At 69.8% G+C, this 21092-nt stretch carries 22 protein-coding genes; 11 read left to right on the forward strand and 11 right to left on the reverse strand.

Going from position 1 to position 21092, the window contains the following annotated elements:
* Positions 1 to 40: 40 nt before the first annotated feature.
* Positions 41 to 1201, forward strand: a complete 1161-nt coding sequence (locus CLV71_RS15755; RefSeq protein ID WP_133903503.1) for an amidohydrolase family protein — start codon at positions 41 to 43, stop codon at positions 1199 to 1201.
* Positions 1198 to 2271 (forward strand): glycosyltransferase, encoded by a 1074-nt coding sequence (locus tag CLV71_RS15760; RefSeq protein ID WP_133903504.1) that lies wholly within the window; start codon positions 1198 to 1200, stop codon positions 2269 to 2271. Before CLV71_RS15755 ends, CLV71_RS15760 begins: the two co-directional genes overlap by 4 nt.
* Here the strand turns inward: CLV71_RS15760 and CLV71_RS15765 are convergent.
* Positions 2261 to 2869 (reverse strand): hypothetical protein, encoded by a 609-nt coding sequence (locus CLV71_RS15765; protein ID WP_133903505.1) that lies wholly within the window; start codon positions 2867 to 2869, stop codon positions 2261 to 2263. The genes CLV71_RS15760 and CLV71_RS15765 overlap by 11 nt on opposite strands.
* A 107-nt stretch (positions 2870 to 2976) precedes the next feature.
* On the opposite strand from CLV71_RS15765, the gene lexA reads away from it, so the two are divergent.
* The 3 genes from lexA to CLV71_RS15780 all read left to right on the forward strand — a co-directional run bounded on the left by lexA (position 2977) and on the right by CLV71_RS15780 (position 4549).
* Entirely contained in the window at positions 2977 to 3630 is a 654-nt protein-coding gene (gene lexA / locus CLV71_RS15770) for a transcriptional repressor LexA (protein WP_133903506.1), read from the forward strand.
* A gap of 110 nt (positions 3631 to 3740) precedes the next feature.
* On the forward strand, positions 3741 to 4115 hold the full coding sequence (locus CLV71_RS15775; RefSeq protein ID WP_133903507.1) for a YciI family protein: 375 nt from the start codon (positions 3741 to 3743) through the stop codon (positions 4113 to 4115).
* Between the two features lie 74 nt (positions 4116 to 4189).
* Positions 4190 to 4549 (forward strand): DUF2238 domain-containing protein, encoded by a 360-nt coding sequence (locus CLV71_RS15780; RefSeq protein WP_166664114.1) that lies wholly within the window; start codon positions 4190 to 4192, stop codon positions 4547 to 4549.
* Here CLV71_RS15780 and CLV71_RS15785 read toward each other — a convergent pair.
* On the reverse strand, positions 4475 to 5056 hold the full coding sequence (locus CLV71_RS15785; RefSeq protein ID WP_133903509.1) for a TIGR03086 family metal-binding protein: 582 nt from the start codon (positions 5054 to 5056) through the stop codon (positions 4475 to 4477). The genes CLV71_RS15780 and CLV71_RS15785 overlap by 75 nt on opposite strands.
* Positions 5057 to 5109: 53 nt before the next feature.
* Here CLV71_RS15785 and CLV71_RS15790 point away from each other — a divergent pair, with 53 nt between their 5' ends.
* Positions 5110 to 5532, forward strand: a complete 423-nt coding sequence (locus CLV71_RS15790; protein ID WP_133903510.1) for a MarR family winged helix-turn-helix transcriptional regulator — start codon at positions 5110 to 5112, stop codon at positions 5530 to 5532.
* A 746-nt stretch (positions 5533 to 6278) separates the two neighbouring features.
* Here the strand turns inward: CLV71_RS15790 and CLV71_RS15795 are convergent.
* Complete coding sequence (locus tag CLV71_RS15795) at positions 6279 to 6872, reverse strand: HD domain-containing protein (protein WP_133903511.1); 594 nt, start codon at positions 6870 to 6872, stop codon at positions 6279 to 6281.
* Between the two features lie 145 nt (positions 6873 to 7017).
* Between CLV71_RS15795 and CLV71_RS15800 the strand changes: the two genes are divergently transcribed.
* Entirely contained in the window at positions 7018 to 7377 is a 360-nt protein-coding gene (locus tag CLV71_RS15800; RefSeq protein WP_133903512.1) for an MmcQ/YjbR family DNA-binding protein, read from the forward strand.
* Here the strand turns inward: CLV71_RS15800 and CLV71_RS15805 are convergent.
* Complete coding sequence (locus CLV71_RS15805; protein WP_133903876.1) at positions 7352 to 8650, reverse strand: ABC transporter permease; 1299 nt, start codon at positions 8648 to 8650, stop codon at positions 7352 to 7354. The two genes, CLV71_RS15800 and CLV71_RS15805, sit on opposite strands and share 26 nt — an antisense overlap.
* 266 nt (positions 8651 to 8916) lie before the next feature.
* Between CLV71_RS15805 and CLV71_RS47670 the strand changes: the two genes are divergently transcribed.
* The gene (locus CLV71_RS47670; RefSeq protein ID WP_166664115.1) at positions 8917 to 9072 is read left to right on the forward strand and encodes a hypothetical protein; all 156 of its coding nucleotides are present in this window, start codon (positions 8917 to 8919) and stop codon (positions 9070 to 9072) included.
* Positions 9073 to 9164: 92 nt separating this feature from the next.
* Here the strand turns inward: CLV71_RS47670 and CLV71_RS15810 are convergent, their stop codons facing one another.
* The 6 genes from CLV71_RS15810 to CLV71_RS15835 all read right to left on the reverse strand — a co-directional run bounded on the left by CLV71_RS15810 (position 9165) and on the right by CLV71_RS15835 (position 16278).
* Positions 9165 to 9902: an ABC transporter ATP-binding protein gene (locus CLV71_RS15810; protein WP_243866485.1), complete on the reverse strand. Its 738-nt coding sequence runs from the start codon at positions 9900 to 9902 to the stop codon at positions 9165 to 9167.
* On the reverse strand, positions 9899 to 10840 hold the full coding sequence (locus CLV71_RS15815; RefSeq protein WP_243866487.1) for an efflux RND transporter periplasmic adaptor subunit: 942 nt from the start codon (positions 10838 to 10840) through the stop codon (positions 9899 to 9901). The genes CLV71_RS15810 and CLV71_RS15815 overlap by 4 nt, the downstream gene beginning before the upstream one ends.
* Before the next feature lie 183 nt (positions 10841 to 11023).
* Complete coding sequence (locus CLV71_RS15820; protein WP_133903514.1) at positions 11024 to 11215, reverse strand: DUF397 domain-containing protein; 192 nt, start codon at positions 11213 to 11215, stop codon at positions 11024 to 11026.
* Positions 11216 to 11226: 11 nt separating this feature from the next.
* A complete protein-coding gene (locus CLV71_RS15825; RefSeq protein WP_133903515.1) occupies positions 11227 to 12072 on the reverse strand; it encodes a helix-turn-helix domain-containing protein in 846 nt (281 codons plus the stop codon).
* A 121-nt stretch (positions 12073 to 12193) separates the two neighbouring features.
* Entirely contained in the window at positions 12194 to 14428 is a 2235-nt protein-coding gene (locus CLV71_RS15830; RefSeq protein ID WP_133903516.1) for a M64 family metallopeptidase, read from the reverse strand.
* Positions 14425 to 16278 carry a M6 family metalloprotease domain-containing protein gene (locus CLV71_RS15835; protein WP_166664135.1) on the reverse strand — a complete coding sequence of 618 codons (1854 nt, stop codon included), beginning with the start codon at positions 16276 to 16278 and terminating at the stop codon, positions 14425 to 14427. The genes CLV71_RS15830 and CLV71_RS15835 overlap by 4 nt, the downstream gene beginning before the upstream one ends.
* A gap of 344 nt (positions 16279 to 16622) precedes the next feature.
* Between CLV71_RS15835 and CLV71_RS15840 the strand changes: the two genes are divergently transcribed.
* Positions 16623 to 17693 (forward strand): PucR family transcriptional regulator, encoded by a 1071-nt coding sequence (locus tag CLV71_RS15840; protein WP_133903518.1) that lies wholly within the window; start codon positions 16623 to 16625, stop codon positions 17691 to 17693.
* On the opposite strand, the gene CLV71_RS15845 is transcribed toward CLV71_RS15840, so the two are convergent.
* Complete coding sequence (locus tag CLV71_RS15845) at positions 17690 to 19393, reverse strand: discoidin domain-containing protein (RefSeq protein WP_133903519.1); 1704 nt, start codon at positions 19391 to 19393, stop codon at positions 17690 to 17692. The genes CLV71_RS15840 and CLV71_RS15845 overlap by 4 nt on opposite strands.
* 269 nt (positions 19394 to 19662) lie before the next feature.
* Between CLV71_RS15845 and CLV71_RS15850 the strand changes: the two genes are divergently transcribed.
* Together CLV71_RS15850 and CLV71_RS15855 are read left to right on the forward strand one after the other, a co-directional pair.
* On the forward strand, positions 19663 to 20511 hold the full coding sequence (locus CLV71_RS15850; protein ID WP_133903520.1) for a DUF1996 domain-containing protein: 849 nt from the start codon (positions 19663 to 19665) through the stop codon (positions 20509 to 20511).
* Between the two features lie 2 nt (positions 20512 to 20513).
* Positions 20514 to 21044: a DUF305 domain-containing protein gene (locus CLV71_RS15855; protein WP_133903521.1), complete on the forward strand. Its 531-nt coding sequence runs from the start codon at positions 20514 to 20516 to the stop codon at positions 21042 to 21044.
* The last annotated feature ends 48 nt before the right edge of the window (positions 21045 to 21092 follow it).

Consider the following 21092-nt stretch of genomic DNA (forward strand, 5'->3'; position numbering starts at 1 on the left):
TGCCCGTCGCATTCCGGGCTCGCGCAGCGACCATTCGGGTATGAGCCTCACCCTGCTGCGCGCGGCCCGCGTCTTCGACGGGACGCGAGTGATCGCCAACCCGACCGTCGTCATCGACGGCGGTCGGGTGGTGGCGACCGGAGTCGAGCTGCCGGACGCGGAGGTCGTCGAGCTAGGCGACGTCACGCTGCTGCCCGGCATGATCGATGTCCACGTCCACCTCGCGTTCGACGGGGGTCCCGACCCGGTCGCCGCGCTGGTCGCCCGCACGCCGGACGAGGTGCACGACAGCATGGTCGACGCCGCGCGGCGGACGCTGCGGCGCGGTGTCACGACCGTGCGGGACCTCGGCGACCTGAATTTCTCGTCGCTGGAGTTACGTGGCAGGCCGGACCTGCCGACGATCGTGGCCGCCGGTCCGCCGGTCACGACCGAGGGCGGCCACTGCCATTTCCTCGGCGGTGCGACGACGGGCACCGAGGCGTCCGTGCGGGCGGCGGTGCGCCGGCGGGTCGAGCGCGGCTGCGACGTCGTCAAGATCATGGCGAGCGGCGGCACGCTGACGGCGGGCTCGGCGCAGCACGAGCCGCAGTTCGGCGTGGCGGAGCTGCGTGCGGCCGTCGACGAGGCGCACCGGCACGGCCTGCCGGTCGTCGCGCACGCACACGCCTCCGCGGGCATCGCCAACGCGCTCGCCGCCGGTGTCGACGGGTTGGAGCACGTCTCGTTCTGGTCGGCGGACGGCGTGGACGACCGGCCGGACCTGCTGGAGCTGATCACCGAGCGCCGGGCGGCCGTCGGCGCGTCGATCGGGATGGCGCCGCCGTCCCCGTCCTCGGGGGTCAGGCCGCCGCCCGAGGTGGTGGCTCGGGTGCCGAGGATCATGGCGGCCTACCGACGCCTCATCGAGGCGGGCGCGGTGGTCGTGGCGGGCACGGACGCGGGGATCGGCCCGCCGAAGCGGCACCCGTCGCTGCCCAACGCCGTGCCGCAGCTGGTCGGGCTCGGCATGACCCCGCTGGAGGCGCTGCGGGCGGTGACGTCCGTGGCCGCAGAGGTGTGCGGGCTGGCGGGCCGCAAGGGCCGTCTCGCGCCGGGGTACGACGCCGACCTGGTGGCCGTCGCGGGCGACCCGGTCACCGACCCGGCCGCGGTCCACGACGTCCGCGCCGTCTACCTGGGTGGGAGACTGGTCGAATGAAGATCGTCTTCGCGGCGCTGCCCGCGTACGGACACCTCTACCCGATGCTGCCGCTCGCCACGGCGTGCGCGGCGGCGGGCCACGACGTGCTGGTCGCGACGGGTGAGCCGCTGCTCGACACGCTGCCGCTGCCGACGGTGCCCGGCATCGCGGTGGGCGGCGCGCTCGGCGGCGTCGAGGAGGAGACCCGGCGCAACCACCCGGGTGTCGGGGACGGCCCCGAGCTGGTGGCGTACCTGTTCGGTGAGACCACCGCGCGGCTGGTCGAGCCGACGCTGCGTGCGTTGTTCGAACGCGAGCGCCCCGACCTGGTGGTGCACGAGTCGCTCAACCCCGGCGCGCAGGCGGCCGCGGCCGCGTTCGGTATCCCGGCGACGGCGTTCGGGATCGGCCTGTGGAGCCCGCTGTACGCGCTCATGTACGAGGTCGCGGGCGCCGACCCGGCCCTGCCGGGCGGCTATCTCGACCCGCTGCCGCCGTCCATCCAGACGCCGGTGCCGCTGCCCGGGTCCCACCGGCCGATCCGTCCGGTGGCGTGGACGCCACCGGCGCAGATGCCCGCGTGGCTGCCGCGGTCACCCCGGCGGCGGGTCTACGTCACGCTGGGCACGGTGTCCTATGGCGCGGTCGAGGTGCTGCGCCGGGCAGTGCTCGCGGTGGCCGACCACGACGTCGACGTGCTGGTGGCGGTCGGTCCGGCCGGTGACCCGGCGCTGCTCGGCGCGCTGCCCGCCAACGTGCACACCGAGAGGTTCGTGCCGCAGGCCGAGGTGCTGCGACACGTGGACCTGGTCGTCCACCACGGCGGCACCGGCACGATGCTCGGGGTGCTTGCCGAGGGCCTGCCGCAGCTGGTCCTCCCCCAGGGCGCGGACCAGCCGTTCAACGCGGCGGCCGTCGAGCGGGCCGGCGTCGGCCGCGCGCTGTCGAACGAGGCGCAGACGCCTGCCACGCTCGCGGAGGCGGTGGGTGCGTTGCTGGCCGACGGCCCGGAACGCACCGCGGCCAAGCGGGTCGCCGAGGAGATCGCGGCGCTGCCCGCACCGTCGCCTGCGCTGCTCAGAGCTTGAGGCTCTCGAGGAGCACCCGGTGGTACCGCTCGACGACCGGCGTGACCGACGACGCGTCGTCGGAGTCGGCGAAGGCGATGCTCTGCAGCTGGACGACCCGCGTCCCGTCACCGATGGCACGGACCAGCCAGATGCTCTTCTGTCCGGACTTGCTGGTGGAGGACACCCGGAAGTCCAGCGCGGGATGGTCGCCGACGGTGGTCTCCTCACGGTCCGTCACGACGGTGTCGGTGGCACCCTGGGCGGCGAACTGACTGACGATCGAGTCGGCGACGTCGGCGAGACCGGCCGCGGAGTAGTCCGCGGCGGCGGCCTCCCCGAAGTTGACCGCGATGCCGAGGTCCGGGGCGACCTCGACCTGGTAGGACCTGATGTCGGGGGTCGTGCCCTCGGCGTTGCCGTCCCTGGTGGCCACCTTCGCCTTGCCGGGCAGCGCGAAGCTGATCCCGGTCGCCGGATCGGTGGTGGTCTGCCACCTGTCGGCAGGGGGCGGCTCGGGTACTGCGGTGGAAGAGGGTGTGGCGGCCTCCGTGTCCGGCCCACAGGCCACGACCACCAGCGACAACAACCCGACAGCAACGATGAGCAGGCGACGCATTCGCGGCACCATACTGACGAATCACCCACGTGGAAGCCACGAACACGCCCGCGACGGCGGTCTCCCTCGAACGGGTGACAAGGTCGGTGACCTCTATCATTCGGCCCGTGACCACCTATGACGACGTCTTCGACCACCTGGATGCCTCTTCGCTGCCGGAACGCCAGCAGCGGATCCTGGTCGCGATCCGGGACTGGGTGGTCGAACACGGCTACTCGCCGAGCGCGCGCCAGATCGGTGACGCGGTGGGCCTGCGCTCGTCGTCCTCGGTGTCGAAGCACCTGGCCGCCCTGGAGGACCGGGGCTTCCTTCGCCGCAGCGAGACGGTGAGCCGCGCGATGGACGTGCGTGCGTTCCTGCCGTCGCAGTCGAGGGACGCGTCGGGCGACTCGGTGCCGGTGCCGGTGGTCGGCGACATCGCGGCGGGCATCCCGATCGCGGCCGAGCAGCACATGGACGACCTGCTGACCCTCCCGCGCGAGCTGACCGGCCGGGGCACGGTGTTCGGCCTGCGTGTGCGGGGGGACTCGATGGTCGACGCCGCCATCTGCGACGGCGACATCGTGGTGATCCGCCAGCAGAACGAGGCGCACTCGGGCCAGATCGTGGCCGCCATGATCGACGGCGAGGCCACGGTGAAGGTCTACCGGCGGCGGGACGGGCACGTGTACCTGGAGCCCCGCAACCCGGCGTACGAGGTGATCGACGGCGACGAGGCCGTCGTACTGGGGGTCGTCGTCTCGGTGCTGCGCAGCGTCTGAGGAGCTTCCCGAAACTTCTTCGTGGACGGTTGTCGAGACGGCACGCGGTCGTTCGACGTGCAGGTGTGGGGGCCGCTGCGGCCCCCGTTGGTCCAGGAGGAGTGAGTGGAATGCGGTTTCTGATGATGCACCGGGTCGACGAGCGGACGCCGGAGGCGTGGAATCCGACCCAGGAGTTCGTCGAGAAGATGGGCGGGTTCATCCAGGGAGCGGCGGAGAAGGGCATCCTGATCACCGCGGAGGGTGTGCACAAGTCGGACAAGGGCTCGCTGGTCCGCAAGTTGCGCACCGAGTCCGTCACCGTGACCGACGGTCCCTTCACCGAGGCCAAGGAAGTCATCGGCGGGTTCGCGCTGATCAACGCGAAGGACCTCGCCGAGGCGGTCCAGTTCGCGCAGGAGTACATCAGGCTGTTCGACGGTATGGAGATCGAGGTGGAGGTCCGCCAGGTAGTCGAGTTCGACGAGCTGCCGTCGCAGGCCTGACCATGGCCGGTCCGGCCCTGGCTGGTCCGCGTGACCAGCCCGGTTGGTCCCGTACGACGACTGGACCCGAGGCGGTGTTCGGTGTACGCCTGTCGGAGGTGTTCGGCTGGCACCGCCACCATTTCGACCGCCTCGTCCACTTCGCGTACGGCCTCTGCGCGACAATGGTGCCGCGCCTGGGGGCGGTGCGGTCGCTGGAGGTGGTGGCGGCGACGAGTGCGTTGTACGAGCTGTTCGAGTGGGGCGTGGCCGTGGTGCTGGCGCCGGGGATGGCGGAGGCCTACAACGGTCAGCAGGGCGATGTCCGGGATGCCCACAAGGACATGACGATGGCGCCGCTGGGTGCGGTGGCGGCGGTGTTAGCGCTCGGCTGTCGCCGCGGCCCAGGCCGGGTCGCGACCGAGCAGGCGCAGGGTCCGCGCCCAACCGTGTGAGGCGTCCGCGCCGTCCAGCACCGGCCCGAAAGCCGCGCCGGCCACGGTCCGGGCGTCCCCACCAGGCACGTTCTCGGCCTGCACGAGAGCGGCGGCGACCAGTTCGTCGTCATACCCGACGTCAAGCCCAACGCTGACGGCGACGTCCCATCCGTGCACGAGCGTGTCGAGCAGGTGAAACCCGACCACCGTCGGGAGCGGGAACCGCCGGTGGAACTCGGGCAACAACACCGACCGCTCGGGATCGGCGGCGGCGAACGCGGCCACGACGAGGTTGGCGCCGCCGCGGTAGCGCCCGACGTCCCGAGGCACGAAGGCATCGTCGCCGACGTCGGTCAGCGCGGCGACACCGAAGCCGACGTCCTGCCCGGCCATGTGGGCGATGAGGTCTCGCAGGGTCCAGCCCGTGCAGGGCGTGGGCCGCCCGAGGCCCTCGGCCCGAACCGCCCCGACGATCTCCAGTACGGCGTCGATCGCTTGTCGGTGTGTCGTCAAAATGTTCTGCATGAGTAGACTATCTACCAAGGTATACGATTGGTCAACAGGTATCGTCTGCACCCATGACGGGACAGCGCCGGGACCTTGGTGCGTCGTTCGCGTACCTGACCAGGGCGCTGGTGGAGGCGGAGACGCCGATCCTGCGGGCTCATGATGTGGAGATGTGGGACTACGTGGTCCTGAGCGCACTGGAGTCGGGTGCGGCGCCCACCCAGTCGGAGCTGGCGGCGGTGGTGCGCCGGGACAAGACGAGGCTGATCCCGATCCTGGACCGCCTGGAGTCACGGGGGCTGCTGAGCCGAACCCCGGACCCGGCCGACCGTCGCAACCGCGTGGTGGCCCTGACGTCCGAGGGCCGAGCGGTGATGACGGCATGCCGCGAGGACATCCGTGTCATGGAGGCGGAGTTCCTGGCCGAGGTCCCGGCCGCCGAGCGCCGCGTGTTCCTCGAAGTGCTGGAAAAGCTGGCGGCCCGAACAGGTTGAGGTCAGCCGCCCGACACGATGGCGAGAAGGCACACGGACAGCCACTCGACCCGGCGCACGCCCAGGCACGACCTGCCCCGGCACGACTCCCTCTGCGCCACCGCACGTCTCACCCGGGGAAGCTTTCCCGGCCTGCGTGGCCGCCGCCACGAGCAGGATCACCACCCATCAGCCATGCCGGGGCGCCGAAGCAGACCGCATGGTCGACCGAGGCACGACCACAACCCGCATGACCGCGTCCCAGGCAACCTTCGGCCACGACCGCAGGCGGGTTCCGGAGGGATCGGCATGGCGGCGGCTCGGCACTCAAGCCCGACCGTATCTCGGCATGACCTCCGCGCCACGCGGCACGGCCACCCAGGCGCCCTCGCGAGACGCATGACGAACCCTCGCACAGCGTCCCGGCGCAAACGCACAACCGAATCCTGGATGCGCCTAGCAGGAGCCAACGCAGGTCAGCCGTGCCGACGATCGACCCACAAGCCAGGGTCTCCAGGAAGGGCCTGACCTCCCCTGACCGGCTCCCGCATGACCTCTTGGGCACCCAAGACCGCACCTGGGCACAACGACGGTGCATCCCATGCCCGACACAACCGCACCCCGGACACCACGGCAGCGCACCTCACGCCCGACACAACCGCACCCCGGACACCACGGCAGCGCACCTCACGTCCGGTCGGGGCGCCTGCCGGGCTCTCGCGCACCGGCCTCGCCAGCTTCCCGGGCAGCTCGGTCGGTTCGCGTGGCTACGCCAGGGTGGTCAGTTCGGTGCGCAGGTTGTGCTGGGCCGCAGTCGTCCATCGGGTTCGGGCTGCGGGCGTCTGGTACAGCGGGTCCTTGGCCAGCAGTGAACGAAGTACGGCGGCTCGGCCGGTTCGCCACTCGGCGTCGGGGACGTGGGCGTACTCGGCACGGACTGACTGCCGGTATGCCTCGTACACGGTCGGGCTGGCGGCGAGGACCGCGAGGTCAGCGTCGAGAAGTGCGGCGGCTGCGTGATCGCCGGGCGGTGGTGTGTGCTCGATGGTGGCGAGCACCAAACCTTCCACCCTCGCGATGTCGTCCTCTGGGACGCCGGCCTCGGCCAGGTGCCGGCTGGCCCATGCCGCGCTCTCCCGTTCGTCCTCGCCCGGCTTGCCGTTGTAGACGACGTCGTGCGCCCACGCGGCCAGGGCCACCAGCGCTTGGTCCCTACCCGTCGTCAGCGCTGTCGCGTCTCGTACGACCTGCTGCGCATGTATGAAGTTGTGGTACCCGCGATGTGCTTCTCCGTATCGGACCTCCAGGTCGGTCGGTCGCGGGACGCCACCCAGGAGCCGGATGGCATCGTCCCAGTTCATGGGCCAACTCTAGGCCGCATATCGCCGGCGTGGAGGGCGGAAGCCGAGGCCTGTGGACAACTCGACCACCTGTGGACAACTGACAGGAGATGTCAGTGGGCGTCGGTAGCATCGGGCCGAGGCACTACACGATTCAGGAGCGGCGATGGTCACTGCCGAGGACGTGCGGGAGATCGCGACGAGCCTGCCGCGCACGGTGGAGCGGCTCGTGCGCGACCGGGTGAAGTTCAACGTCGGCCGGATCGTCTACGCGACGCTCTCCCGCGACGAGCGGACGATGGGGTGTGGCTTCCCGAAGGAGGAGCGGGACGCCGTGATCGACGCCGAGCCGGGCAAGTTCGCCATGCCCGGCGTCGGCGACCAGCGATACCACTGGATCCACGTCGACCTCGCCGCGATCGACAAGGACGAGCTCAGAGAGCTGGTCACCGACGCGTGGCGCATGTGCACGCCCAAGACCGTCGTCCGCGAGTACGACGCTAGGCCCGCATCACCGTCGCGATAGGGATTCGTGCCGCGCGGGCCGCCGGCACCAGGCCGCCCAGGACGCCTGCGATCAGGCCCGCGGCCACACCCGCGACGCCCGCCTCCCACGGGAACGCCACGCCCTGCAGCATCGGCTGGCGTTCGCCGAACACCCTGCTCGCCGCCGCCAACCCCGCGATGCCGACGCCGATCGCCGCCAGCGCGGTCAGCAGGCCGGTCAGCAGCGTCTCCGCCAGTACGATGCCCGCGAGCAGAAGTCGGGGCGTGCCAACGGCTCTGCGCAGGGCGAACTCCTCGATGCGTTCGCCGACCGTCGCGAGCCCGACGTTGAGGATGCCCGCCGAGCCGATGAGCAGCACCAGGATCGACACGCCGAGGAACACCCAGCGCATCAGCTGGATCTCCGTCGGCATGAGGTCCTCGGCGCTGATCGTCTCGATGTAGAGGTCACCCATCCGGGGATCGGCGACTGCGGAGTACTTCTTCTGGAGGATGTCAAGGAAATCCGTGGCCGTCGGCGCCGCCAGCACCTCCGCGGACCCGTAGTTCGGGTTCGACAGCACGTCCGACGGCATCCAGTTCAGCAGCTCGTCGCTGCGGACGTAGGCCTGTGGCGCGGAGTTGCCGTCGTCCACGACACCGACGATCTGTGGGGTGGTGTGCGCCGTGGCGTCCGGGAACCGCATCTCCGCGGGCACCGGGTACATCTCGAACGCCTTGGCCGCTTCCTTGTTCACCACGAGCCGGGGTGCCAGCAGCGGTTGACCGCCGAAGTCCAGCCACTGTCCGGACTGGAGCCTGAGCGGCCGGAACTGCCGGACGTCGCCGGTGAGCGCCACGACACGCAGCTCGATCGCCTGCCCGGACGGCTTGCCCTCGTTGGGGTCGACGCACTCGCCGGAGGCGTCGCACTGCATCATCGGGCCGTAGCCGCCCTGCCCGTCGATGGGCGAGCCGCCCTCGTTGATCGGGCGGACGTCCGGCTCACCGATGATCGCGTTCGTCGACAGGAGCGCGACGGCGTCGTCCCGACCCTCCACAGTGGACATGACGATCTCGGACGCGCCGTCGACGGGTGGCAGGTAGACCTGCTGGGTGCCGTCGACCCCGCGCGACAGCTCACTGTTCGCGACGAGCGCCCGATGCGCGATCACCTGCCCGGCCTGCGCGGCGACCACCCCGAGCACGCCGAGGAACAGGCTGATCATGGACAGGAACGTGCGCAGCTTTCGCGCTCGGATCCCCTGTCCGCCAATGATGAGCGCCGACCGGAAGCGCCCGGAGAGCCGCATCACGACCGCACCTCCGCTAGAGTGCCCGGTCCGCCCCTGAAGGGTGGCTCCCACCCTCGGCTGGGACACCCGGCTGGTGCCGTGTCGGCCTGGAGGAGGGTGGTCCGGCGCGCCCGATGCACTGAAGGACGCCTTCGTAACGCTGGCCGCACCGAAGGACGCCTTCCTAACGCTGGCCGTACTGAAGGACGCCTTCCTAACACCGGGCGCCGGGCGACGGGCGGGCTGAACGGTGCCGGAGGCCGGACGTGCTGAAGGACGCCTCCATGACGTTGAACGTACTGAAGGACGCCCTCGCGACGTTGGACGCGCCGAAGAGCCCCTCCCCCACACCGCGCGCCGCGAAGGCCCGCGCCTTCGACACATCCGCCCACAGACCGCACGACCCGGCCGCCGCACCCACCCACACCGACCGGACGTGACATCCACCAGTCTGCCGGAGTGAGACGACGAGCGGCAGGTCGTAGCCCCCCTCTGTGGACAACTCGCACGGCTGTGGACAACCCCAGGTACGTCACCGTCGTACCTCCATCGGGGACAGGGTGCCGTGGTCCAGGTGCAGGATTCGTTGCATCTTGGCGGCGTGATCGTGGTCGTGGGTCACCAGTATCAGGCCGCAGCCGCGGTCCGTCGCGGCTCTCAGGGCCTCTACCACCACGTTTCCCGTCTCCGTGTCCAGAGCACCGGTCGGCTCGTCGGCCAGGAGGATCTTCGGGTCGCGGACCAGTGCCCTCGCTATCGCCACCCGTTGCTGCTCGCCGCCGGACAGGCGCGGCGGCTTGTGCTTCGCCAGGTGGGCTATGCCCATCTGGTCCAGTGCGGCCATCGCCCGGGCCTTGCGCTTGCGCCGTGGCAGCCAGCCCTGCCCGTTGACCATCGCCATCGCCACGTTCTGTGCCGCCGTCAGGTGTTTCAGCAGGAAGAAGCGCTGGAACACGAACCCGAACTCCGAGCTGCGCAGCGCCGCCGCCTTCCGCTCCGGCAGGCGGGTGATGTCCCTGTCCCCCAACAGGTACTGGCCGCCGTCCGCGCGGTCGAACAGGCCGATCAGGCTCAGCAGCGTGCTCTTGCCGGAACCCGACCGGCCCAGCACCGCGATGCTCTCTCCACTGTGGAGGGTCAGGTCGACGCCGTCCAGGATCGCGCGTGGCTGCTGCTGGCCACGAAGTGTCTTCGTCACGCCGGTGAGGCGGATCAGGGGCGTGGCCGGGGGCGCCGGCCCCACCTCGGGCGTGATCTGGGCGGCGGTCACTTGCCACCGCGGCCCTGGTCGGCGTCCGGCGCGGGCGGCAGGTTCGGGCCGGGCACCGAGAGCTTCTCGGTCCCGGTCAGGCCCGACCTGACCTCGATGACCTTGCCGTCGGTGAGGCCGAGGGCGATCTCCACCAGCTGCGTGGAACCGTCGTCCTCCACCACCTCGACCGTGCCCTTGCCCTGGCCACCCGCGACCGCCTCGACCGGGACGACCAAGGCGTTCGCCGCGGTCTGGGTGATGATCTTGAGGGTCACCGCTGCGCCGTTGATCAGCTTCGCGTCGCCGGGGGCGGTGCACACCAGCCGCAGGCCCGACGCGCCGGATCCGTCCTGGGGCGGCTCGGGCTCGTCGACCGGCGGGGCGGGCGCCCCGGACACGCCGCCCTGCGGGACGTCCGCGGGCGGGTCGGCGGGCGGCGGCGCGGGGATCGTGCCCGCCGGGAGCGCGGCGATCGTCCCGAGCACGGTGCACGGGAACGGACCGGGGCCGTTCTTGATCTGGGCCTGGACGGCGGTCAGGCCGTCCGCGATCTGGTACGCCTTGTCGCTGCTGATGTCCGCGACGATGCCGTACCCGGCGAGCTTCGCCGACGCGACCGGCATGCCCGCCGTGACGCTCGACCTGTCGTCGACGAGCCTGCCCGCGAACGTGGCGCCCGCGGGCACGTCGAGGTAGGTGGGCTTGCCACCGGCCCACACCGCGCCGATCCTCGTCGGCTTCGTCGGCGTGCTCGCGGGCGGCTTCACGTCCACGTACCGCATCTGACCCGCGACGGGCGCCACCAGCCCGAAGACGGGGTTCATCGTCACCGTGCCCGAGAGGCTGACGGCGTTGGTCAGGTCCTGTCTCGTCGGCGTGACCGTGGTCATGACCGTGCCGCGCTGCGCGAGCCCAGGCGGCGGTTCGGTCGCCTCGGTCGTCGTACACGCGGTCACGAACGTGAATACGGACAGCAGTACCCAGACACGGGTATAGCGCGGTTTCAAACCTCTGCCCCCAAACCGATCAAGCCGACTAGCCGTAAAGACGCCCCGAATCAGACCTGGGTTGCCTTGCGGTGGCCGCACGTTACCGCACGAAACGTGCGTGAACGCCGATCGGTTTTGGTGACAGCGGTGTTAACCGCCGAGGCGGCCGCCTTTCACACCCACGACGAAGGCGACCCACTCGGCCTGGGTGACCATCAGGTGACCGGAACGGGTGCTCTTCGAGTCGCGGATGCCGACGGCCGGGTCGGAGAACGCCACCTCGACGCAGGATCCGTTCTCGCCGCTGAAGCTGCTCTTGCGCCAGTCAGTGCCGATGTTCACGGTATGCTCCCTCAGACTCTCTTGATCAAGTCCGCGACGAAACGAACGGAGTCGTCCGGCGAGAGTGCGACTTCCTCCAGGCTCCGAGCAGACTCACGGTAAGTATCCACCTCCCCAGGGTGCTGGACGTACATAGCGCCGTCCTGAACTTCCGCATAAGCGATGGGCCGCGCATTGTCGAAGTCGAGCACGGCGAACTGGCCGGTCACGGCCGCGTGCGGGCCCCGCTCGGGCACGACCACCTGCAATGTGATGTTCTCGCTCTCCGCGAGCGCGATCAGGTGTTCGTACTGGCCGCGCATGATGTCCGGCGTGCCGACCCGCAGCCGTAACGCCTGCTCGTTGATCGCCGCGTGCAGCCGCAGGGGGTTCTCCGCCGTGAGTCGCGCCGCGCGGCCCATGCGGACCTCGACCAGCCGGTCCGCGTGGTCGGGCCGGACCCGACGACCCGCCCTGGACAGCTCCCGCGCGTAGCCCTCGGTCTGCACCAACCCGGGCACCAGAATGGGCTCGAAGACGAACTCCTTGATTGCCAACCTTTCCAGCCCGACGAACGTGCCGAACCAGTCCGGCACGACGTCCCGCCAGGCACCCCACCAGTTCGACTCGTCGGGCACCTCCGCCAGCGACGTCAGCCGGTTGACGTCGTGTTGCGGCGCACCGTAGGCCTCGAGCACCTTGGCGATGTCCGCCGGTTGTTGTTGTCTTTCACCGGTTTCCAGATGGGACAGTTTGCCCACGCTGACACCGGCCCTGTTGGCGGCGTCCGCCTGCTTGAGCCCCGTGCGCTTCCGGTAGTTCGCCAGCTCGACCCCCACCAGCCAGCGCAACGCCGACGGGTTGCGTACTGCCGCCACTGCTCGACCTCCGCGTCCTGCATTCACCTGAACGGGCAAGACCGTACAGGCGAACACAATGTGCGCGGCACATCACTCGATCATCGTATGGCACTCCGTATTACAACAGGGATTGCGAACGTCATCGGCACTGCCCGACGGACGGCCCGCCGACCCTGTTCGCGATGCTCAGGTCGTCGGGAGCAGCGGCGTTGCCGACGCAGCTGAGCGGGCCGTGCACGGTGGCACCGGCGAGCACCGGCGCCGCGTTGCCCGTCAGCGTCACGGGCCCGTTGACGGTGCCGCCCAGTATCTGGACATCGCTTGACGCGCCGGTCACCGTCAGTGGACCACCGACTGTCGAGCCGAACAACTCGAGAACCGCGGCACGCGTCGCCGAGATCGGCCCGGAGACCGTCGCGGCGGTCGCGACCAGTGACGCACCCGGCAGCACCGTCACCGGTCCGGTGACGGTCGCGCCGTTCAGGCAGGTCACGCCGTCACGGACGGTCAGCGGTCCGCTGTGGCGACCGGTGACCGTGGTGGTGCAGGCGGGCGGCGGTGGCAGCAAAGTGACATCGAAGGACGATGCCGTGCCGATGTTGCCGGCCGGGTCGATGGACCGGTAGTCGATGCGGTGGGTCCCGTAGCTGGTCGGTACCTGGTCCCACGGGGAAAGCCTTGGCACGCCCAGCTTCCCGTACACCAGGCTGTCGATCTCGGTGCCCTGGGGGGTGAACAGGAACGGCGCGTCGGGGTCGGTCGGCCAGCCGAAGTAGTTGAACCAGCCGTCGCCGTCGGTGCGGAACTCGCGGACCACGTAGCCAGGAGTGTCGTCGCCGCCCTCGAGGTCCATGGTGAACGGCCCGTTGAAGACGTAGGAACCGTTGCCGGACAACAGCGGCTCGGACAGCGCATAGGTGACCGACGGGTCGCGGCCGTCGACCGTCCAGGTCCTGGTCTGGGCTCCCGCGGTGGCGGTCAGCGTGTGGGTGCCGGTCAGGCCGAGCGGCTCGAGGTCGAACGCGCGGTCGTTGACCCCCGGGTCGACCTGGCGGCCGTCGAGGCGCCAGGTGATCCCGTGCACGGTGTCGGTCGGGTGCGTGACCTCCGCGTACACGACGTCCGTGGCGCCGACCGGGTGTGTCGTCGGCGTGGACAGCGTGAACGCGGGCTCGACGGGCACGACGGGCGTGTGGAGCGAGGTGTCGACGGTCCACGTCCTGCTCCGCGTCAACGCGGCCGAGGCGCGGATGGCCGGGTCGCGCACGAACTCCGTGGGGTCGACGACCGTCGCCGTCACCGAGTGCACACCGGACGAGAGGTCCACTGTGGACAGATCGAGGTTGCGGGTGCCCCGCGCGACGGGGGCGCCGTCGAGGGTCCACGTCACGTCGAGCTGGTGGCTCACCGGGTACATGGTCTCGACCCACAGCACACGGTCCGCCCCGACCGGCGCGGACGCGGGTACGCCGTCCTGCAGGATGTTGGTCTTCGCCGAGATCCGCTGCGTCATCTGCTCGCGGGCGATCTGGTCGAAGTAGTAGCCGAGGGTCTTCATCATCGAGTGCGCGGACGAGCGCCACACGCCGGTGCCCGCGTACATGCCGCCCTCGTAGCGGCCGACCGGGCCACCGGACTCGCTCTCCTCGCCCAGCCAGCGCCACCACTTCTTCTGCTGTGCCAGCATCTCCTGCTCGGTCAGCAGGGTGTGGTGGGACGAGTCCGGCTCGCCGCCCTCGTACGGCTCGCCACGCTCACCCCGGGCGTAGTAGTCGTACTCGTCCTGCAGGCCGCCGAGCGAGTGGCCAAGCTCGTGCGGGGTGATCAGGGCCGACAGCGCGTTGCCGCCGGACGCGGTGGCGTTGGCGCCGCCGGCGCCGCCGTAGGTGTCGCTGTTGCCGAGCGCCAGCAGCTGCCGGTTGCCCCGGGTGGTGCCGGGCACCAGGTCGGCGTAGGTGTTCGCCGCCGTCCCGTTCACGGTCAGCAGGCGCTGCACGCTGCTCGGGTTGCAGCCGCCCCAGAAACCCATGCCGAGGGCGGTGTCCTTCTCACCGGAGTCGAGCCCGGGGTCACAGTCCACACCGGACTCGGCGGAGGTGATCTCCACGGCGTACACGTTGACGTAGCTGCGGTAGGACTTGAAGGGCTCGATCGTCCACAGCACGTTCAGGTGCTTGTCCACGTGCTCGCGGAACTTCGGCATGTCGGCCGTGGTGTAGCCGTCGCCGAGCACCACGAGGTTGAACCTCTTCGCCGGGTCCCCGGTGACCTGGATCGGCACGACCTTCGCGTCCGCCGGGGCGGCCGTGGCAGGCGGTGCCACGACGACCGCCGCCGCGAGCGTCAACGCCGCGAGCACCGCCTGCGTTCTCATACGCCGACCACCGTGCAGGTCGCCGTCGCCTTCTTCGCCGGGTCGCTCTCGGACGTGGCCGTGAGCCGCACGTTGGCGACGTGCGGGCCGCTGCCGGTCCGCTTCGCGTACACGGGCACCTGGACGTAGTCGCCGAACGAGGCGGTGGCCAGCGAGTTCGGCACGTCGACCGTCCAGCCGCGACCGTCCACAGTGGCCGCGACGCGGTACACGTCACCGTTGAGGTACTTCGACACGTCCTCCGGGTGCCCACCCGCCGCCGCGGCCCTGCCCGTGTTGAACACCGGGAACTCGCAGGTCGCCATTCCGCTGCGGTTGGGCAGCCCGAACGTCGGCAGCACCTTCACGCCGTGGCGCTGCGGGCCCGCACCGTCGAGCGAGCGGATCGCGACCGTGTAGGAGAGCACGCCCTTCTTGTCCCGCTTGACGTCGAGCACGTAGAAGTGCAGCCGGTTCGCCTGGTCGACGTACTCGTACTCACTGCCGGAGCCATTGCCCGCGTGGAACAACGCGTCGGACAGCTGCCGGTAGTCGCCGATGGTGATCGGGACCCTGGTGCCGTCGGGCAGGACGTAGTCGGTCATCCCGATGTCCTGCGGGTTCGCGTCGACGACCCACTCGAAGGGCGCGTTGTCCTGGTTCTTCGTCTTGGCGAGCAACACACCCGAGTCGGGTGTGAACGAGTCGGCGCCCATCCGGTCGACGACCTCGACCGTGTAGTTGTTGTAGCCGCCGCCGTCACAGAACGGGTCGGTGTTCGTGTCGCACCTCGGTGACAGGTCCCCGGTGCCGAGCGCGACGTTGACGCCGGACAGGCCGCTCGGTCCCGGTTGGACGACACGTGCGGTGATGTTCGCGATCACCGTGCCGGAGTCGCCGAGCGCCTCGCGCGAGAGTTGGAGCACGTTCTGCTGGTCGACGATGCCGAGCTTCATCTTGTTGCGCAGCATGTGTTGCGCGCCCATCGACGAGCCGGCCGTCGGCGGGATCACCCATCGGCTGTGCGGTCCGCCAGGACCGTTGAACGTGCCGCGGGACAGCATCTCCCAGATGCCGCTGTAGGAGCGGCGCGGCGGGACGCCGTAGGGGTTGTTGTAGTTGTCCGCGATACCGAGGATGTGGCTGAACTCGTGGGCGTAGGTCGACTGGCCCGAGCTCTCGGCCTGCGTCGAGGAGCCCGCGCTCGCGTTGGGCCAGATGGACGAGCCTGCCGCCCACGAGGTCCAGTCCACGTAACGGGTGCGTGACCAGTTCGGCAGCGCGTCGTCCGGCGGCCCGAAGGCGTCGGTCACGTCCTCCTTGTTCGGGAACTTCATCATCCCGAACTCCTGCCAGGTCGAGGACTCGTCCTGGCCAGCGGAGAGGAAGAAGACGAAGTCGTACTGCGCGGGCACCTCGGCGCCGACGGCGTTCACCCACGCGGCACGCCCGTCGGTGCGGATGTTGCGGTCGCAGTTGTCCCCGGCCGGGCAGGCCGTGCCTGCCTGGAACTCCATGCCGTACTCGTGGTCCTTGCCGGGCATGGTGTACGGACCGAACGCGGTGAGGTCGACGCCGAAGCGGCCGCCGGAGTCCTCCATCCAGTACTCGTTGATGGTGTGGCCGTGGTTGAGCGTGCCCGGCTTGTTCAGGAAGTCCTGGTAGAACTGCGCGACCTGGTCCTGCGGCACGTCGTGCGCCTCGGCGCTCGGGTTCGCGAAGACGGTCGAACCCTGCGGCTGCGTTATGACGAACGGCTGGTTCGGATAGTCCAGAAGGATCAACGCACCCTTGAAGTTGCGCACCGAGCCCTCGGCAGACGGGTCGGCCCAGTTGGTACCCGGCGGCTTCCGGTAGTCGTCCCACGTCATGTTGTCGGGGTTGACCCAGTTCTGCGGGTCGACCGGGCCGGGGAAGCCGGCCTGCGTGGCGACGCGTGCGGTCTGGGCACCCGACTGCTGCCACGGCTGCTGCTGGGGCCAGTGCGGGTACTGCCACGGGTTCTCCGGCGCTGCCGGGGCGTCCTGGGGTGCGGCGGTGGCTGGGTTGACCGAGAGTCCGGTGGCGAGCGCTGCCGCGGAGAGCAGGGCTGTCACCAGCAGGGCAGGGCGGGTCACGGAAGGGACGCTAGCCCGGGGTCTTGACCTATCTCACCGATCCAATGTAGGGAAGGTGTGGGGAAGTTTCATACATATGTCGAAAACCGGAGGTCGTCGTGGCCGTGCAGCTGACCGTCGACGATCTCGCGGCCCGGCTCGGCAGGCCGGTGCTGCTCGAGGACCACGCGCAGAGCGTGCTGGCCTACAGCGAGCAGACCGGTCCGATGGACGACGTCCGCCGGGACTCGATCCTGCGGCGGCACACGGCCAGGGACGTGCGTGCCCGCTTCCGGTCCGCCGGCATCTTCGAGGCGCGGGGGCCGCTGCGGGTTCCCGGTTCCCCGGGAGTCCTGTCGCGCGTGTGCGTGCCCGTGCGGCACAGGGACCGGCTGCTCGGGTTCCTGTGGCTGATCGACTCGCCGGTGATGTCCGACTCGGACCTCGAGCTTGCCGCGAAGTCGGCAGGTGAGCTGGCGCTGGTGCTGCTGCACGACGTGCTCGCCGCCGGGGTCAGCGCGCAGCGGGAACAGGCCGCGCTCGCCAGGCTGCTGTCCGGTGACGCGTCCTCGGTGGGGGTTCTCGTCGACGAGGGCGGGTTCCCGCCACTGCCCGTGACGGTACTGGTGGTGCGGGGTGCCGCCAGAGAGGTGCTCGCGGACGGGCTTCTTGCCGCACGCGGCAGGTTCTCGGCACGGCACCTCGTGCGAGGGGATCACGGGGTGCTGGTGTGTGCCGGGCCGGTGCGGGCCGACTCGGTGCCGGGGTTGTTCACCGGCCCGGTCGTGGTGGGGGTGGGGACCACGCGGGGCTCCCTCACGGGTGCCGCTGAGTCCTATGTGGAGGCACTGCACGCCTCCGTTGTCGCACAACGGGTGCCCGGGTTCGGGCCGGTCACGCCGTGGGAGTCGCTCGGCGTCTACCGGATGCTGGCGGCCGTGCCCGTGTCCGCCATCCACCCCGGCGTGCTGCGCCTCTCGCCGGAGCTGGTCTCGACCCTCGAGACCTACCTTGACCTGGCGGGAAGCGCGGTGGAGACCTCACGGGTACTGCGTCTCCACCGCACCTCCCTGTACTACCGGCTACAGCGGGTTGCCGAGCTGACCGGGACCAGCCTGAAGAACGGTGACGAGCGGCTGACTCTCCACCTGAGCCTCAAGCTGGCCCGGCTGCACGGGTTGCTCGGCTAGCGGTACACCCGCACGTAGTCGATCGTCATGTTCTGCGGGAACTGGGTGCTCGCCCCGGGCGGACCCGGCCAGTCACCGCCCACCGCGTTGTTCAGGATGATGAAGAACGGGTGGTCGTAGACCCACGGACCCCTGGTCGACTCGAGGTTCGCGCGGTCCACCGTGAAGAAGTAGTTGCCGTCCACGGAGAAGCGCATCGACGTGGCGTTCCAGTCGACCGCGAAGGTGCGGAACTGGGAACCGGCCGGAGTAGACAGTGCGAGCGGCGAACCGAAGCCGCCCGCGCCGTAGTAGCCCGGCGCGTGCAGCGTCGAGTACACGTTGTTCAGCTCGCGGCCGACGTGCTCCATGATGTCGATCTCACCGCAGGCGGGCCACGGCCGCCCCTGGAAGAAGTTGCTGCCCAGCAACCAGAACGCCGGCCACAGGCCCTGTGTGCTCGACACCTTGATGCGTGCTTCCACGCGCCCGTAGGTGAAGTCGAACTTCCCGTTGGTGTTCAACCGTCCCGAGGTGTACTGGCACGTGGTGCTGCCGCCCGACAGCGGGTCCGGCGGGCAGGCCGACCCCGGCGTCACCTCACGCCGCGCCTGGATCACCAGGTTGCCCGCGCCGTCCATGCGGGCGTTGTTGTTGTTCGTGTAGTACTGCAGCTCGTTGTTGACGCCCGGGCCGACCTCTGGCTTCCACTTCGACGCGTCCGGTGTCGAGTTGGCGGCACCGTTGAACTCGTCGCTCCACGCCAGACGGGTGAAGTTCGGCGCGGGCGGGGCGGCAGGCGGCGTGGTGGGGTTGCCACCCGTGCCGTAGACCTGGAACTCCCACAGCGAGTAGCCGTAGCCGTTCGAGCGGGCCGTGCCGTACATGCGGACGTACCTACCGGTGCCCGACACGGTGAGGGTCTCCTTGAAACCCCGGCCCTGCGTGGTCTGGTAGACCGTGCGCCACGTGGAGTTGTTGTCCGACAGCTGGATCTGGTAGGCGGTGGCGAACGCCGGATCCCACTGCAGTACGACCTTCGTGACGGTCGCGGTCGCACCGAGGTCGATCGTGATCCAGCCCGGGTCGACCCAGCCGTTCGTCGCGCTCGTCGCCCAGCGGGTGGCCGGGTCGAGGTCGGTGACACGCGCCGGGACGCAGCCCGAGCAGGCGCCGTCGTCCTGGAACGTCGACGCGGTGGCGGGCTTGTTGTAGGACAGCAGGCCGTCGCCGGTCGGTGGCGGCCCGGTGTCCGTCGGAGTGCCGTAGACCTGGAACTCCCACAGCGAGTAGCCGTACTGCGTGGCGCGGGCCGTGAGGTTCAGGCGGACGTAGCGGGCGGAGGCGGTGACCGGAAGTGTCTGCGTACCACCGGTTCCCGCGGCCGTGGTGTACACAGTGGACCAGGTGGTGCCGTTCGTCGACGCCTGGACGGTGTAGGCGGTCGCGAAGGCCGCCTCCCAGCTCAACCGCACCTGGTCGACGGCGAAGGTGGCACCGAGGTCCACCTGCAGCCACTGCGGGTCGCTGAACCCGCTCGACCAGCGGGTGCCCATGTCGCCGTCCACCGCGGCGGTCGCGGGGAAGGCGGCCGACTCGCTGGAGGACGCCGTCGCCGGGCGTCCCTGCGAGATCAGGGCACCGGCCGCGGCGGACGGGGTGGCCTGGATGAGCGTTACCGCCAAGGCAGCGGCCAGCCCTAACGAGAGAAGCGATCTCATGCGTGCTCCTTTGCACGCGCCGACGCAAGCCGTCGGCGGTACTTCGGAAGGAACGGGGGCGTGAGAGCGCTCTCCCGGCTCAAATAGTCGTAATTGGGATGACCTCTGTCAAGATTACGGGCCGTTCGGCTTAGTCGACTGCTGCGTTCGGCCCTATTTGTTCCTGATCAGAACAAAATCGTTGACCCGTTGCCGAGAGTCACGTCATCCTCACTGTGAGAGCGCTCTCTCGGGCCCCTGCAAGAAAAAGTCGAGGGAGTTTGTCTTCAATGACGAAGAACAGAACCAGATGGTTCACCGTCGGGATGGCGTCCCTGCTCGCGCTCGCCGCCCTGTCGGTCAACCAGAAGTCGGCTCAGGCGGTGATCCGGGTCGCCGAGTTCCCCGCCGACTGCCAGCTCAGCCACCGGCTGACCGACGACCCCATCGTGCTCCCCAACCTCGCCGGCGCGTCGCACTCGCACGACTTCTTCGGTAACCACGCGACCAACGCGAACACCACGACCCACCAGCAGCTCGCCGGCGCCACCGGCAACTGCAACCCGGCCGTGGACATCTCCTCCTACTGGGTGCCGACCCTGTACCGCAACAACGTGGCGGTGCAGCCGAGCATCATCACCTTCTACTACCTCGGCGAAGGTGTGAACAACCCGGCAGCGATCAGGCCGACCCCGGTCGGACTGAAGATCGTCGCGGGCAACGCCAAGGCCACCGGCGACGCCGACAGCATCGCCCGCTGGTCCTGCCTGCACGCCGGTCAGGTCAACCCGTCGAAGAACTTCGTGAACTGCCCGTCCGGCACGCAGCTGGAGACCTACCTGGACTTCCCGCAGTGCTGGAACGGGTCCACGCTGGACTCGGCGGACCACAAGTCGCACATGGCGTACCCGGTGGCGGGCAACTGCCCGTCGTCGCACCCGGTGCCGGTGCCCAAGCTCCGCATGGTGATCCGCTACCCCGTGAGTGGTGACCCCTCGGTGCTGCGGCTGTCCTCCGGTGACGGCAGGACGTTCCACGGCGACTTCTTCAACGTCTGGCCCGCGGCCGAGATGGAGCGTCGCGTGCGGGACTGCATCAACGTGGTGGTCAAGTGCGGATCCGACGGCCGACCACTGTAGTCGTGTTCCTGTTGGCCGCACTCGCGCTCGGCGGGTGCGGTCAGCAGGGTCCCTCACCGACGCGGGACCCTGCCCCGCAAGCCCGTGCGGTCGCGTCGGGTCTCGACGCGACCGCACGGGCGTTCGTGGAACTGACGATCGCGACGGACGACCAGGCCCTGAAGCTGCTCGACCTCGGCGCCTCCCGTGCCGCCTCCCCCGGTCTGCGTGCCTTCGCGGGCTCGCTGGCCACGGACCGCCGCACGGAGCTGTCGGAGCTGCACGCACTGCTCGGGTCGACCCCGTACGTCAACAACCACGAAGGCCACGACATGCCGGGCATGCCGACGGAGGCCGAGCTGATCGCCCTGCCCGCCGCGCCGGACTTCGACACGGAGTTCGTCCGCCTGACCCGCGCTCACCTGACCGAGTCGACCACGGTCGCGAAGTCCGGCGCGGACAACGTCAGGGACGAACCGACGAAGGCGCTGGCGACCCGAATGCTCCAGGAAAGGGGTGAGGCGCTGCAGGAACTGGACACGCTGCCCCGGTAGGCCGGTAAGGCGCAGGTCACAGTCGGTCGGGTGGCTACCATCTCCAGC

The sequence above is a fragment of the Actinophytocola oryzae genome (assembly GCF_004364325.1).
GTDB lineage: Bacteria > Actinomycetota > Actinomycetes > Mycobacteriales > Pseudonocardiaceae > Actinophytocola > Actinophytocola oryzae.